At 63.2% G+C, this 13,560-nt stretch carries 13 protein-coding genes; 8 read left to right on the top strand and 5 right to left on the bottom strand.

Annotated elements, in window-relative coordinates:
* Nucleotides 1-29 precede the first annotated feature (29 nt).
* Nucleotides 30-416 carry a helix-turn-helix transcriptional regulator gene (locus tag MRBLWH13_RS12610; protein ID WP_341955344.1) on the top strand — a complete coding sequence of 129 codons (387 nt, stop codon included), beginning with the start codon at nt 30-32 and terminating at the stop codon, nt 414-416.
* Between the two features lie 7 nt (nt 417-423).
* On the opposite strand, the gene MRBLWH13_RS12605 is transcribed toward MRBLWH13_RS12610, so the two are convergent.
* The 3 genes from MRBLWH13_RS12605 to MRBLWH13_RS12595 are packed head-to-tail and all read right to left on the bottom strand — an operon-like array spanning nt 424 to nt 2,408.
* Complete coding sequence (locus MRBLWH13_RS12605) at nt 424-1,113, bottom strand: hypothetical protein (RefSeq protein WP_341955343.1); 690 nt, start codon at nt 1,111-1,113, stop codon at nt 424-426.
* Nucleotides 1,114-1,152: 39 nt separating this feature from the next.
* Nucleotides 1,153-1,887 carry a relaxase/mobilization nuclease domain-containing protein gene (locus MRBLWH13_RS12600; RefSeq protein WP_341955342.1) on the bottom strand — a complete coding sequence of 245 codons (735 nt, stop codon included), beginning with the start codon at nt 1,885-1,887 and terminating at the stop codon, nt 1,153-1,155.
* A gap of 2 nt (nt 1,888-1,889) precedes the next feature.
* Complete coding sequence (locus MRBLWH13_RS12595; RefSeq protein WP_341933452.1) at nt 1,890-2,408, bottom strand: hypothetical protein; 519 nt, start codon at nt 2,406-2,408, stop codon at nt 1,890-1,892.
* A 300-nt stretch (nt 2,409-2,708) separates the two neighbouring features.
* On the opposite strand from MRBLWH13_RS12595, the gene MRBLWH13_RS12590 reads away from it, so the two are divergent.
* Genes MRBLWH13_RS12590 through MRBLWH13_RS12580 form a run of 3 tightly spaced genes read left to right on the top strand, consistent with a single transcriptional unit; the run spans nt 2,709 to nt 6,403 of the window.
* Entirely contained in the window at nt 2,709-3,593 is an 885-nt protein-coding gene (locus MRBLWH13_RS12590) for a hypothetical protein (protein WP_341933453.1), read from the top strand.
* The gene (locus MRBLWH13_RS12585) at nt 3,586-5,457 is read left to right on the top strand and encodes a hypothetical protein (protein WP_341933454.1); all 1,872 of its coding nucleotides are present in this window, start codon (nt 3,586-3,588) and stop codon (nt 5,455-5,457) included. Before MRBLWH13_RS12590 ends, MRBLWH13_RS12585 begins: the two co-directional genes overlap by 8 nt.
* Nucleotide 5,458: 1 nt before the next feature.
* Nucleotides 5,459-6,403 carry a hypothetical protein gene (locus tag MRBLWH13_RS12580; protein WP_341933455.1) on the top strand — a complete coding sequence of 315 codons (945 nt, stop codon included), beginning with the start codon at nt 5,459-5,461 and terminating at the stop codon, nt 6,401-6,403.
* 1,227 nt (nt 6,404-7,630) lie between these two features.
* Here the strand turns inward: MRBLWH13_RS12580 and MRBLWH13_RS12575 are convergent.
* Both MRBLWH13_RS12575 and MRBLWH13_RS12570 read right to left on the bottom strand, forming a co-directional pair.
* On the bottom strand, nt 7,631-7,945 hold the full coding sequence (locus MRBLWH13_RS12575) for a hypothetical protein (protein WP_341933456.1): 315 nt from the start codon (nt 7,943-7,945) through the stop codon (nt 7,631-7,633).
* Nucleotides 7,946-8,082: 137 nt separating this feature from the next.
* A complete protein-coding gene (locus MRBLWH13_RS12570; protein WP_341933457.1) occupies nt 8,083-8,319 on the bottom strand; it encodes a helix-turn-helix domain-containing protein in 237 nt (78 codons plus the stop codon).
* Nucleotides 8,320-8,664: 345 nt separating this feature from the next.
* Here MRBLWH13_RS12570 and MRBLWH13_RS12565 point away from each other — a divergent pair, with 345 nt between their 5' ends.
* The 4 genes from MRBLWH13_RS12565 (at nt 8,665) to MRBLWH13_RS12550 (ending at nt 13,538) form a co-directional block, all read left to right on the top strand.
* Nucleotides 8,665-9,804 (top strand): site-specific integrase, encoded by a 1,140-nt coding sequence (locus MRBLWH13_RS12565; protein ID WP_341933458.1) that lies wholly within the window; start codon nt 8,665-8,667, stop codon nt 9,802-9,804.
* A 472-nt stretch (nt 9,805-10,276) separates the two neighbouring features.
* Nucleotides 10,277-11,296 (top strand): hypothetical protein, encoded by a 1,020-nt coding sequence (locus MRBLWH13_RS12560; protein ID WP_341955341.1) that lies wholly within the window; start codon nt 10,277-10,279, stop codon nt 11,294-11,296.
* On the top strand, nt 11,296-12,864 hold the full coding sequence (locus MRBLWH13_RS12555) for a hypothetical protein (protein WP_341955340.1): 1,569 nt from the start codon (nt 11,296-11,298) through the stop codon (nt 12,862-12,864). The genes MRBLWH13_RS12560 and MRBLWH13_RS12555 overlap by 1 nt, the downstream gene beginning before the upstream one ends.
* Complete coding sequence (locus MRBLWH13_RS12550) at nt 12,864-13,538, top strand: ABC transporter ATP-binding protein (RefSeq protein WP_341955339.1); 675 nt, start codon at nt 12,864-12,866, stop codon at nt 13,536-13,538. The genes MRBLWH13_RS12555 and MRBLWH13_RS12550 overlap by 1 nt, the downstream gene beginning before the upstream one ends.
* Nucleotides 13,539-13,560: the final 22 nt, after the last annotated feature.

The raw sequence follows: 13,560 nt of genomic DNA, 5'->3' as shown, positions 1-13,560 counted from the left end.
CGCACGTCGCTCGGCCGAAAGGGGGGGGCGTGGCCGATCTCGCATGCGTTGCGGATCCGCCTCCCCGCGCACAACACTATGGCTTACGCGTAAGCCCATACAAGGCTGCCATTCTCGCAACGCTTGAAGATGTGACGGACGGCGCGAGCGCAGCGGATGCAGAGTGGCAGAGGTTCGTCCTGGGGCTCTCGGTGCAATTGCGCAGGCTTCGCCTCGAGGCGGGACTGAGCCAGGAGGAAGTGGCTTCTCGCGCTGGCCTGAGCCGCTTCATCTACCGCCAGTACGAGAGCGGTGAATCCCGGCGGGGCACAGCAGCCAACCCCGCGCTTCGTTCAGTCCTTTCGATCGCTCAGGTCCTTCAGGTGCCCATTGAGGATCTTCTTCCGAAGCCGGTACCGGATCTCCGCAGTCGATAGCCGTCGACTATAGTTCCAGCTCGCCCTCAACACGCGGCGAGGTGTCGTCCTGCAAATCGAAGTCGAACATCGCCTGTCGTCTTGGTCGACGTCGTCTCGCCTCCGCGATCGAGTTAGCATCGCGGTTCTCGGGTGCGGGTGACGTCGGAGTTGACCGCGGAGCTTCGTAGTCAGCGCAGATCTCGGTGCTGGGATCAGACAGATTGAGGCTATCGTTGGCGCCGGCAGAGACCGGCGCTGGGAGACTTCCGGGAGAGCTGCCTTCAAGCTCTACGCGGAGGTCGTCCAAGTCGCGTTCTCTCTGCAGGTCGCTCGTCGGTGCGCCAGTCGCAGAGTCGCTCGGATCCGCATCGCCTGTCGCCGCTGACGGGATGTCTCGCGGAGGCTGCTGTTCAAGCGACCCCCGCGCGCGGAACGGTTTTGCGCGCTCATTCTCGAACTCGGCCCAGTAGATGGCCATGCGGGCCTCGACTTCTCTTTCGTCCTCCGCGGTCAAGACGAATGTCATCGTGCGCGCAGACCTCGCGATCGCGTCGAGCTGGCTGGTGATCCGTTGTTCGAGGGCAGTTACGGTGTAACCCTCGCCAATCGTGGAACCGCGGCGGCGATCGCTGGCCGTAGGCGCGCGGAAGGATCCGTCGTGCATTCGACGCATCATGCCAAACGACACGAGATCATCTCCCTCCGCGCGTTCCACGCTCACCCCTTCGGTCCGCGCGTTTGTGACAAACGTGACTCAGTCTGTCGTGCTTCGGGCCGTCACTGCACTGTCGATGCGGTGCTTCAGAACGAGCAAGCTGAATGGCTCGAGCCGACGTGCTGTGCCCGACTCGGCAGTCGCGCGCAAGGCTTGCCACTGTGCGTGGCGCGTTGCCTCGATCAGTGCGCGCTGCTCCTTCGTTGGCGCGCGGCGGAGCCTGCTGGACTCGCCACGATCGCGGCGATCCAGCGCGTCGGTGTATGCCTGTCTCAAATCGTCGGGCTGATGGAATCCCTCGCGCTCCAGAACCGCCTCGTGCGTCTCGACCAGACGCGCATGCATGACCACCGAACTATTCAAGCTGTCGCCCGTCTCAGTGTTCACGCTCGAGGCGACCAAGTGGTTGTGGAGGCAACCGCCGGCGCCATCCCGCTGTGTAACGACGAGCACTTGCCGTCCTGCGAACACCTCTTCGGCGAGTGCAATCCCGAGGTCCTGTGCGGTCATCCAATCGCTCGGATCGGCCGGGTCGAGCTCATCTCTTGCTGAGAAACTCTGGATGACGTGATAGGCCTGCACGTACGCCCCGGGCTCGTTCTTACCCCACCTCTCGCGGACATCTCGCATCTGGTCCCGGGCCAGCGACACGAGCAGCCCACCCGTCCCGGATGCCATCACGTAGCGCTCGCCGCGCTGATCGCTCTTGGGCTCGAGGACGTAACGAATGAGGTCGTCGGCGGAGCGTGTGGAGCTCGCCATCACGACAGCCATATCTACTTCACGCCTCGCTCGGGAAGACCGCGTTGCACTAGGTGAGCGATGCGCCGTTCGATGTCATCGGGGACATGCCGCAGGTCAGCCGCGGCCTGCAGAGCATCTGCGAGTTCCTCGTAGGGAATCTTCTCCTCTTTGGCAAGCCGACCAGCGATTCGATTGAGGTCGCCGCCGATGCGTGCGATGTACCGCCGCATCGGCGCGAGCTCGTATCCGAGTCGCTCCGAGATCGCCCAGAGGCCCCACTCGGATGCGTTCCCGCCGCCGCGCTGAATGGCGAGAGCGCGGGCCTCGATCTCTGCAGCGCTCTTCTTGTCGCGCACTAGGAGTCGAACGGCCTCGCTGAATGTGACGTCCTCAAACGCGCGTCCTGACCGCACCGCGATCGCTTCGCGCAGGTCCTGAACGCTGCGCTCCTCCTCTTCGCTGAAGCGGATGCTGCGGCGTTCACCGAAGGTCGTCTTCTTTCGGCGCGTGTGACTCGTCGTCTGCTTCTTCGCGTTTCCGGTCGCTGCCATCTGTCGGTCCACCTCGATCGAGTTCCTAGCAGACCGGCCCACTGCTTGCTCGTATATGAGCGTTTCATCACCCTATCGCATAGACGGCAAGCAGTTTATCTGTATGACGCTCTATCAAGTGACCTATCCGGAGCCGGCCGGTAATGGGTTCGCTAAAGAGTCCGGAGCGCACGCCTCGCAGGGGCCGTCCGCGTCTCTGCTAGGTTCTAGCTGACGGCGAGTTCCTAGCGGCCACCCGTCGCCGACGCAGGCTCGATCGCCAGGAAGTCGGCCGTGTCGCGCTGACATCCAGGAGCACTCATGACCCACGAGAGGGACATCGTCGAAGCTCGGCGTTACCTCTCGCGTATCCGCGTCTGGCCCAAGGCTCGAAACCTCCATGTCGAGGCTTGGGTCGAGAACTTTGAGCACGGGATTGACCGTGAGGTTGCGCACGCGCTTCTTGACTCCTTCGTCTTCATCAACGATGATCACCGGATCGCCGCACTCAGTTCAACCATCCGATCGCTATCGACGCGACCCGAGTTCGGGGATGCGTCCGCTCGGGTCGAGGCGTGGGAGAGATTCCTTGGGGAGGCGATCGCCTCGATCCCGCTTTCATTCGCGGGCGATGGCGCGGCCTCGGGATATCAATACCTGCGAACAGCTCGCGCGTTGGGCTTCGCCAGGTGCATCGACAGCGAGCGCTTGATCCACGAGTTGCTGAGCGCCAAGACGCTTCGACCGATCGTTTTCCTGGACGACATCAGCGGAACCGGGGGACAGTTTATTGCGAACTGGGAGCGCGTCTACTCGACTCAGGCTGGGAGATCCTCTCTGAGGAAGCTTGCCGCTGAGCAGCGCCTTGGGGCTGTGTACTTTGTTCCGATCGTCGCGACCGAACTCGCCAAGGCTCAGATAGAGGCTCGAACAGAAGCGGTCGTGCATCCCGCGTACCTCCTTGGCGAGGATTACTCCGCAAACTCTCCTGATACGAGACTTGTCCCAGACAGCCTTCGTGAGCATCTCATTGAGGTCGCGACGCGCCACGCTCCCTCGACCGGCCTCGACGCAGATGGCCCGTTGGGTTACAAAGCGCAAGGTCTTGCCGTGAGTTTTCAGGACAAGGCCCCGAATAACACTCTGCCCATCCTTCAACCAGCCCGCCCCTCGCCAACATGGAAGCCTTTGATCAGCGATGACTGATAGCAACGTTCTGGAGAAGTTGAACCGGGCGTTGGGCTCTGTACGCGCGGAATACTCAGACGACGACGAACTGTATGGTCGACTTGCTCTGCCTGTCTACGTGCATCAGCTCGCCGGCATCACGCCTACATTCCTCGTCGGAGGTCGAGGCACGGGGAAGACGACGACCTTGCGCGCTCTCGGCTTCCGCGGGCAACATCAACTCTCGGGAAGCGTTGACCCGCGCGATTGGGAATCAATTGGTGGCTACTGGAAGGCTGAGCCTACGGTCGTGTCGGTTTTTCGTGGCAAGGGGATCGACTCGACGACATGGGAACGCGTCTTTGCTCACTACTTGAATCTTCGTTTGAGCTCGCTCGTCGTTGAGTACGCCGTGTGGCTGGCATCCAATGGGCAGGCTGTCGACATCGACACTCATCACATGTCGATGTTCTCGGGGTCTTGCGGACTGAAGAACGCCGCTAGCCTTCAGTCGCTACAGGCCAACATCGACATGGCCATTGTCGAGATTGAATCGAAGGTCAACGGGCGTGTGTCTGAACTCGCCACGTTGCCAACGTCCATCCTCGGCAAGCCGATCGAGTACCTCTTTGCGGCACTCGGCGGCCTCCAGGTTTCTCTCTCCAAGCCGTTCGTCTTCTGCGTGGATGAGTACGAAAACCTCTCGGCAGACCAACAGCGGCTTCTCAATACGCTCGTGAAGCAGGTTGGAGGAGCGCCCTTCACTTTCAAGATTGGGGTCCGTAATAAGGTCGCGATCGAGCGAGCGACCATGATCGAGGGCCAGCCGCTTCAGGACACCGCTGACTTCGCCACAATCGACATCGTGACTCGGCTGAAGGACGCTGGATTCAAGAAGTTTGCCGAATCCGTAATCACCCGCCGCCTCAGTTCCGAGGGGCTGGCGCATTTGCCGCTCGACCAGCTGCTGCCGGGGCTAACGCTGGATGCGGAAGCGGAGCTTCTGGGCGCAGAGGCACTCAAGGAGACTCTGCTTCACGAGGTCCGGTCTGACGGTGGGTCGGAAGAAGAAGTGGCCTTCGCGGCCGATCGGAACCTCGTTGAGGCTGCGTTGATCGTTCGATGGGCGGAGCTTCACAGCGAACAGGTGATTGACGTCGTACGGTTCGCTCTCCGATGGCCGTCTAAGTGGAAGACGCGTGTCGGCAACTACAATCACGCGGTGTTGTTCACCGTTCGACAGCGCAGTGTTGGGGAACGTAAGTACTACACGGGATGGCGCACCTACCGCCAACTCGCAGATGGGAACATTCGTTATCTTCTTAGGCTTGTCCAAGAGGCGTTGCGCCGCCACGTTGAGGAAGGTGCAGGGCTCGAAGAGCCCGTGTCACCCTTGAGTCAGACGCTCGCGGCAAAGCGTGTCGGGGAGATCACCGTTCGCGATCTTCAGGGCTGGTCGACGAGAGGGGTTGCACTGACTCGACTCACGGTCGGGCTCGGAGGACTGTTTGGGTCGCTCGCTCGTTCAAGTGCCTTGACTACGCCGGAAGTCGTGCAGTTCCGAGTTCGCTATTCTGGCGCGACCGTCCCCGAGGCAAGTGTTGACGCGCTACTGGCTGAGGCGGTTGGTCAGGGTGTTCTCGTAGATTTCGTCGGCAATAAAGAGGCTGCGGAACGAGGGCGGCCGCCGGAGCTTGACTATCAACTCCACCCTGTGCTGGCTCCCGCGTTCGTCTATAGCCATCGAAGTAAGCGTCGACTCACAATTCCTGCGGATGACCTAATCGCGTTGACGCAGCGTGAGACCGCGACCGCGGCGTTCAAGCGCATCTTGTCCTCGAGCAATGATGACGGAGGCGCTCCCCCGGACCAATTGGATCTCTTCGCCGGGCTAGGTGTATGACATGCTCCATCTCGACGAGGTGTCGTACACGTTCAAGGTTGCGAGTCACGAGCTGGGGCGGTTCGCCATCAGACATCTGATCTACGGGGAGACGATCGATGAGGATCGAGCTCGGACGGCAGCATCGCAGTTGTCGACGATTGGCGTCGATCTCCACTGTGTGACGCTGGTCGATGAAGCGATACTGCATGTCGTTCCGTGGACTGATTCGTTCAATCTGCACGAGACTGCCGATCTTGAATCGCTCGTCGCTCGTATGACCGGGGTGGTCGCTATCGATTTGACGAGTTTGGAGCATCGTGTGTGGGCGCCACTCGTGAGGACGTTGCTGCGCGCCGGACGTGCACTGGTCGCGCTGTATGCGGAGCCGCAGGACTATCGAAAGCACGATCAAGAGCCGGGTTCGCTCTACGACCTGAGCTCGAATCGCGGAATCGAACCCTTGCCAGGGTTTGCGCGAATCGGTCGCAGAGCAGACGACCGGGGGACGTTCGCGCCGCTCCTCGGGTTTGAAGGCGCTCGCCTGCAGCACATCTTCGATCAGGAGGAGGTGGATTCTCGAGTGACGTCCCCCGTGGTTGGCATCCCTGCGTTCCGACTCGAGTACTCGATGCAGTCCTACATCGCGAACAAGGAAACGCTAGATCGGGACAGGATGGAGGACAGAGTGGAGTTCGCTGCCGCACATTGTCCCTTCGAGGCTTATCAAGCGCTTGAGCGAATCCACCACTCCGCAGGTAGTCGTTATCTGCGGGTGGCTCCTATCGGTACGAAACCGCACGCGCTGGGGGCGGTCTTGTATGCGATCGACCACATGGACGCTGTTGAATTGATCTACGATCATCCGGTGCGTACCGCGAACCGGACTGTTGGCTCGCGATCAATGTATGTGTATGACGTCTCAGGGTTCATGGCACACCACCGGCGATGGCGTGCGGATGCCTAGAAAACGGGACGCCTACTACACCCCCACGTGGTTAGCCGAGCAGATGGTCTCGTCACTGCCCCTGGACCTGAATGGCCTGGTGCTGGATCCGGCGGCGGGAGAGGGAGCGCTTCTACAAGCTGCTGAGAAACGATTCGGCAGTTCCGTCAGGCTCGCCGCGATCGATGTCGACTCGCAAACAACTCGTCGGCTGCGCAGAGAGAACCCGGCATGGGTCGTGAGCAACGCCGACTTCCTCGACAGTCGTTCCCGAACCGCATCCGCGGCCGCGCGGGCGGCGCGGGCTGGCCTCGCTGCGGTGCTGTTGAATCCTCCATTCTCATACCGTGGCAACGGTGGTACGTCTGCTTCATACCGATCATTTGAGGGGGCGGTCGCACCTGCGGTCGAGTTTCTGATAACGGCGCTCAAGTCCTTCAATCCCGCAGCGGGATTCGTCGCGATACTGCCGAACGGTGCGGTTGAGGCGGAGCGTAACCGTGAGCTTTGGGATGCTATCCGACAGGACTTCTCCGTAGATCGGTTGGGATCGCCAGGCACATCTTCGTTTCCTGGCGCTCGTGTCGCGACAACGATCATTCAGTTGACGCGACGAGCAGCTGAAGACGCCGTCGCGCCGCCGCCGCGCATCGCGCACGAGGTACGAGCGACCACGGAAGCTATCGACGGGTGTAGCTGCGTTGAAGTGGTGCGCGGTCGAGTTCCCGTCCACCAAAATCGCAGCCGGGTTGCGAGCGCCTCGGACCTACTGCCGCTGCTGCACACGACATCCATGCGTCAATTTGAGAAGGAGCGTTGCGACTCTGCTCCAGCGCACCTAGGTGACGACGCGCCCCTCGTATGTCTTTCGCGGGTGGGCCGGTGGCAGGCGCCGCTCCAGATCGACGTCGGACGCGTAGTGCTTAGCGACTGCGTGATCGGCTTGCGTCCAAGGGATGTGTCCAAGCTTGGCCGCCTGCACGAGTGGGTGGTCGAGAACGAGTTGTCCATTCGCGACCGCTATCGAGGAACCGGGGCGCCTTACCTCACGCTTAGCGAGCTAACTCAAGCACTTAGCCAAGGAGTGTGGCATCCACACGTTGTACCTGCAGGGTCTTCAATTGGCGAATGCTGCTGTTCGAGTCTCGACCTGTCTTGCCGCTCGGTAGCTGGCTAGACGACGACACCCCAAGAGTGCGGGATAGGTTGGCGGTGCGAAGTCGAGGCCTCCGCACCGCCAACCGGTGTTCAGGCCGAGGTGGCAGGCGGGAAAAGCGGAGCGCTGAGGGGCTCGCTCGAGTTGAGCAAGGAGGACACCGCTTCGATAAGACGCGCCGTGCGATCCGATTCATCCCTGTCGGAAAGGACCTGGATGATCTCTCCGTTGCGGTTCTTTCGCTTGCGCTGGGAAGCTTCAATCCCCATCAGCTCGTATAAGTCCTCAACGACTGCGCAACGCGCATAGCCCGCGGATTTCAAGGCTTCTTCAACCTTCCTCTCGTACGCGGCCTGCTGGGCTTGCAGGTCGGCGATCTGCTTCGCTCGAAGCTGTGAAGTGGTCATTCTCATGCGGCATCCTTTGGTGCATCTTGGCAACTGGCGACTGGGCGTTTGAACCTCAGTCGCGCGCGGCGGGGCGCGGGGTGCAGCAGATCTGACGGGCGGGTCGACGTGAGTCCAAGGGGCGCTGGGATCCACGGTCAGGCGCTGAGCTCTTCAGCAGTGCTGCGGCGCTCTTGCGCGATCAGCCATTCGTCCACGCTTTCGGGTCTGTAGCGGACGGCCCTGCCGCCCGCACGGATGAACGCGGGACCCGTGCCGCGAATACGCCATTCGCTCAGAGTGCGCTCAGTGGTGCCGAGTGCCTCTGCGAGCGCCGCCGGCGTGATGAGCGTCGAGAGGACTGACGGAGCGGGGAGCGAGGTCGGAGTAGGCATACGGATCCCTTGGAGGTGGTTTTCTCTCCAAGAGATCCGCTCCATCTGGTCGTCGTGAACCGGCCAATGGTGGTGAAGCGGTTGGTGCGGATGCACCGTCTCTATTGCATCCCCGAAGCTTCCAGGAGGGCTGCCGCCCGAGTGGGGCTCAACCTGAAAGGGATTCGGAAACTAGCCTTTTACTTTCGGGCTGCAGAATCGTGTAGGTCGACACCGTAGCACACGTTTTCATTCGTTTGCGAGCAGAAAGCTGCAGTCGGCGTCGTGGGTGCAGTGTCGCTACAGATGTCAGTGGTGTGCCATAAGCTCGCATCCCACACTGAGAGCAAGACTGGCGGAGGACCGATGGGCAGCGCCTACTCGTACGAGACCAAAGAAGGCAGGCGGTGGGAGGCGCGGTACCGCAAGCCGGACGGGAAGACTGCTCGGAAGGGCGGCTTCATGAGGAAGCGCGACGCGGAGGCATACCTTACCACGGTGGAATCGGCGAAGCTTCAGGGGGCATACATCGCGCCGGGAGAATCACGCGTCACGGTCGGCACGCTTGGTGCAGCGTGGCTCGTGGCGCACGGAGCGGCGGTCAAGCCGTCGACGTTGCACAGCGATGAGAGCGCGTGGAGAGTCCACGTCGAGCCGGTCTGGGGAGGTCGCCAAGTCGGCACAATCCGCCACACGGAGGTCTCCGCGTGGGTGGCGGAGATGAGCCGGAAACGGTCGGCGACAACCGTCAAGCGATGTCACGGCGTGCTCGCCGCGATTCTCGACGGTGCAGTGCGGGACCGGCGACTCCAATCGAACCCGGCACGGGACGTGAAGACGCCTCGAAAGGTCCCGAAGGCGAGGGCTTATCTCACCCATCAGCAAGTTGAGCGGCTTGCGGACGCTTCGCTCTACCCGGACCTGGTGCGCTTCTTGGCCTATACGGGGCTCCGTTGGGGAGAAGCCACCGGGCTCAAGGTCGCGGACATCGATCTGTCGCGTCGCAGACTGAATATCACTTCCAATGCGGTGACTGTCAATGGACACGTCGTCGTCGGTACGCCGAAGACCCACGAGAGGCGAACCGTCGTGTATCCGGCCTTCCTAGATGACGCGATGGCGCGAGCGACCTCGCATAAGCGACCGGATGACTTGGTCTTCCCCGCCGCGACCGGCGGCTATCTTCGGCAGGGCAATGCGCAGTCCGGATGGTTCGCAGGTGCCTGCAAGCGGGCTCGCCGCGAAGATGCGGCGGATGCCGCTGAGGCGCGGGCGCGCGGCGAGAACGTTCGTGCCGTCATGCCTCGAGTCACGCCCCATGATCTGCGACACACGGCAGCGTCATTGGCGATCAGTGCTGGCGCGAACGTGAAGGCCATACAGAGGATGCTCGGGCATGCGAGTGCGGCTATGACCCTCGACACATACGCCGACCTGCTCGACGACGATCTGGATGATGTGGCTTCGGCACTACACCGTCAGCGTGCTGCCGCGCTCCAGCGGTAACGCAGCAGTAACGGAACGCATGCGATGCGCTGTGAACTGATGTGTGCAGATGTGCCCAAATGCCCCGTGTTTCCGCTGAATCTGACGGTGAGTGCTTAGTCTGGCGTTGATCAATATGGGTTCAAATCCCACCGTCACCGCCATGGAAACCCCCGAGAAATCGGGGGTTTTTCCGTATCCGGGGTGCGGCGTGGTGCAGTTGGTGCAGGTTTCAGCGCTCTGTCACTGTATGGGTCGTCGCCGCTCTTCCGCAGGCTCGATCCCTGCTGATCGGCGGCCGCACTCGCCGAGTGGCTTCGCCGACGTGCGCCACGTCGCACACGCGCGCTCGACAAGAGCGCAGTCTCGTCTGCGCGCGCCACGATGTCATCCCCTCGGATGATGCATGAATTAGTCACGGATGACTAATCTGGGTCCTTCCGGCCGTCCTCGGCAACACAGCCGTCCTCGGCAGCAGCACCAAGGAGTTCTCATGCGTTCCACCGGTCCTCTCGCCGCTTTCTTCGCGGCTACTGCCATGGTTGTCGTCCTCGCCGGCTGCTCCGCGAGCGCCGGCGACGACAGCCTCAGCTATGACGATTCCCCCCTGGCGGAGTACGTCAGCGCCGCGTACGGCGGCGATCTCTCTCCCGAAGAGCAGCAGAAGCAGGTCGAAGAGCGCCAGCGCCAGACCGAGGAGCTCGTCGCGCAATGCATGTCCGATGAGGGGTTCGAATACACACCGATCATCGACAACGGCGGCGTGGCGGTGTCGGAGGCGGTGGAGGCCTGGGAGCCGGACAAGCGCGAATGGGTCGAGACCTATGGCTACGGCGTGGTGAACAGCCCCTTCACCGCGCAAGGTGAAGTCCTGGGCGAGGCGTACGTCGATCCGAACCAGGACTACATCGAGTCGCTGACCGAGACGGAGCGGGCGGCCTTCAACGAGACGCTCTACGGGGCCACTCCGACCGAGGAGGAGCTCGTCGAGGACGGCGGCTATGAATACGACTGGCAGGAGGCCGGGTGCCAGGGCTGGGCCCAGCACGAGGTCGACGGCGACGACGTCTGGCAGAGCGACGAGTTCGCGGACCTGCGCTCCAAGATCGAGGAGCTGTGGACGCAGTCACAGGAGTCGCCGGAGATGGCCGAGCTGAATGCGGAATGGGCGGCCTGCATGGCAGATGCGGGAGAACCGGGCTTCTCGGCGCAGACCGACGCATCGCAGTCGATCGTCGATGCGCACGACGCGCTGTACCAGGCGGCGGGCGAAGAGGGAGGCGAGCAGATCGGCACGGAGTCTGCGGAGTCCGTCGATCCCCGCGAGACACCGGAGATGACGGCGCTCGGCGAGCGGGAGATCGAGCTTGCCCTCGTGGATCTGAAGTGCCGTACGGAGACGTCTTACGTCGAGGAATCCCTGAAGCTGCAGTTCGCAAGCGAAGAGAAGTTCATCGCGGCGAACAAGGCGGAGCTCGACGCGTTCAAGGCCGCCGCCGAGCAGAGCAAGTGATGCGCGAGGGGGATGTGCCCGGTGCGGAGCTGCCGGCGGAGTTGACCGGAGACAGTGACGACACGGTGCCCACCGATGACGACCTGGACACGTCACGTGTCAGTGGGTGGCGACGCGTCGTACGCGGCAATCGCACACTGTGGATGGTGGCGCTCGCCGCCGTCATCTGTCTCGTCGTCGGGCTGCTGACGGGTCGATTCGTGCTCGCCCCCGATTCGTCCAGCGGGGATGCTCCGGACGCGGGACTCGTGACTGTACCCGTCGAGTTCGGTCCGCTGAGCAATGATGTGACGCTCCGCTCCGACGTCGGGTATGCGGACGCCGTCGAGGTGAAGGTCGACAGCTCAGCCATCGCGGGCGCTGCGGTCGTCACCGGGCAGGTGCCCGAGGTCGGAGCGACTCTGACGCCTTTGTCTGTGGCGCTGGAGGTCGTCGGCCGACCCGTGATCGTCCTGCCTGGCGAGCTGCCCGCGTACCGCACTCTGCGATTCGGCGTCTCCGGCCCGGACGTCATTCAGCTGAAACAGGCACTCGCCGGACTCGGTATCGACGTGGGTGATGTGAACTCCCACGTGTTCGATCACGCCACGGCCGACGGGGTCGGCCAGCTCTACGCGCAGATCGGATACCCCGCGCCGTCGCCGGAGGAGGGCGCGACGGAGGGCGTGCGCGGTGCAGAGGAACTCGTTCGCGCGGCGGAGAGCGGCTTCACGCAGGCGCAGCAGGACCTGAACACCGCGTCGGCCGGACCGAGCAAGGTCGACAGCTGGCAGGCTGATGTCAAGGTCGCCGCCGCGGAGCAGGCGCTCGCGAGCGCGATAGCCGAAGGCGGCGACGTACAGCAGGCGGAGTGGGACGTGCAGACCGCCCGCCTCGAACGCGATCAGCTGTGGGCGCCGAAGGACACCGATGCGCTGCGCGCAGCCCTCGAATCCGCCGAGGCGCAGGTCGCATCGGCCAAGACGGCCCTCGAGGAGGCGCGACAGAGCATCCTGCCGTACCTGCCGTCGAGCGAGGTGCTGTATCTGACCGAGCTGCCCCGACGCGTCGACGCGGTCACGGTGGAGCGCGGATCGATCCTCTCCGGTGCCGCTATGACGGTCTCCGGGGCGACCGTGCGCCTGACCGGTGCGGCGGCGGAAGCGGATGCCAGGCTGCTGCAGGTGGGGGCGGAAGCGGTGTTCGACCTTCCGGACGGAGCTGAGCATCGCGCGGTGATCGCTGAGTTGAAGCCGGGCGAGGATGACACGACCCGCTGGGATGTGCTGCTCGAACCCGACGAGCTCACTCCTGAGCAGATCACGCAGCTGCAGGGGAACAATGTGCGGGTGCGCATCGCGGTCGGGGCCACCGAGGGCGATGTGCTCTCGGTGCCGCTCGCTGCGCTCACCGCCGGACCAGGCGGCGAGTCCAGGATCGAGGTCGTGGAGTCTGACCCACGGGACGGGAAGGATGCGGAGACGCGTATCGTGCAGGTGGAGACGGGCCTCGCCGCGAAGGGTGCGGTGGAGGTGACGCCGGTCGACGGCGAGCTCGTCGAGGGCGCCCTGGTGGTGGTGGGCCGGTGATGACGGCTCCGCTGGTCGAGCTCCGCGACGTCACCAGGTCGTTCCCCGGCTCACCCGAGGTGCAGGCGCTGAAGGCGGCGACGCTGAGGGTGGAGCCCGGCGACTACATCTCGATCGTCGGGCCGAGCGGGTCGGGCAAGTCGACGATGCTCAATCTGCTCGGACTCCTGGATAGGCCGAGCGTGGGGGAGTACCGTATTGCCGGATCCCGCACCGGAGACCTCACAGACGACGAACGGGCTGCCGTGCGCGCGCGGTTCATCGGGTTCGTCTTTCAGTCGTTCCATCTGCTGCCCCGGCGCAGCGTCCTCGATAACGTGCTGATGCCGATGCTGTACAGCGGGGTCCCCCGCCGAGAACGCGAATCACGGGCACGGGAAGCGCTCACTCGAGTGGGGCTCGAGCATCGCATCGACTTTCTCCCGATGTCTCTCTCCGGCGGTGAACGCCAGCGGGTCGCTGTGGCGCGGGCGGTCGTGAGCGGCCCTCGGCTGCTGCTCGCCGACGAGCCCACCGGAAATCTCGATCAGCAGACATCGAGCGAGGTGATGGAACTCTTCGAGGAACTGAACGACGACGGTCTCACGCTGATCGTGATCACCCACGACGATGCCGTCGCGCGTCGCGCGCGGCGAAGCATCCGGATCGCCGACGGCAGATTGAGCGAGCTGTGAAGCGCTTGTCGCGGCACCGCCG

This window comes from Microbacterium sp. LWH13-1.2 (assembly GCF_038397735.1).
Taxonomy (GTDB): Bacteria; Actinomycetota; Actinomycetes; order Actinomycetales; family Microbacteriaceae; genus Microbacterium.
The sequence above is the reverse complement of the archived record's forward strand: the minus strand, read 5'-3'. Positions and strand labels throughout refer to the sequence as shown.

Coding starts and splice junctions, on each gene's coding strand:
- MRBLWH13_RS12600 (WP_341955342.1), bottom strand. CDS start 1,887: ATGGCTGTCGTGATGGCGAGCTCCACACGCTCCGCCGACGACCTCATT.
- MRBLWH13_RS12595 (WP_341933452.1), bottom strand. CDS start 2,408: ATGGCAGCGACCGGAAACGCGAAGAAGCAGACGACGAGTCACACGCGC.
- MRBLWH13_RS12590 (WP_341933453.1), top strand. CDS start 2,709: ATGACCCACGAGAGGGACATCGTCGAAGCTCGGCGTTACCTCTCGCGT.
- MRBLWH13_RS12585 (WP_341933454.1), top strand. CDS start 3,586: ATGACTGATAGCAACGTTCTGGAGAAGTTGAACCGGGCGTTGGGCTCT.
- MRBLWH13_RS12580 (WP_341933455.1), top strand. CDS start 5,459: ATGCTCCATCTCGACGAGGTGTCGTACACGTTCAAGGTTGCGAGTCAC.
- MRBLWH13_RS12575 (WP_341933456.1), bottom strand. CDS start 7,945: ATGACCACTTCACAGCTTCGAGCGAAGCAGATCGCCGACCTGCAAGCC.
- MRBLWH13_RS12570 (WP_341933457.1), bottom strand. CDS start 8,319: ATGCCTACTCCGACCTCGCTCCCCGCTCCGTCAGTCCTCTCGACGCTC.
- MRBLWH13_RS12565 (WP_341933458.1), top strand. CDS start 8,665: ATGGGCAGCGCCTACTCGTACGAGACCAAAGAAGGCAGGCGGTGGGAG.
- MRBLWH13_RS12560 (WP_341955341.1), top strand. CDS start 10,277: ATGCGTTCCACCGGTCCTCTCGCCGCTTTCTTCGCGGCTACTGCCATG.
- MRBLWH13_RS12555 (WP_341955340.1), top strand. CDS start 11,296: ATGCGCGAGGGGGATGTGCCCGGTGCGGAGCTGCCGGCGGAGTTGACC.
- MRBLWH13_RS12550 (WP_341955339.1), top strand. CDS start 12,864: ATGACGGCTCCGCTGGTCGAGCTCCGCGACGTCACCAGGTCGTTCCCC.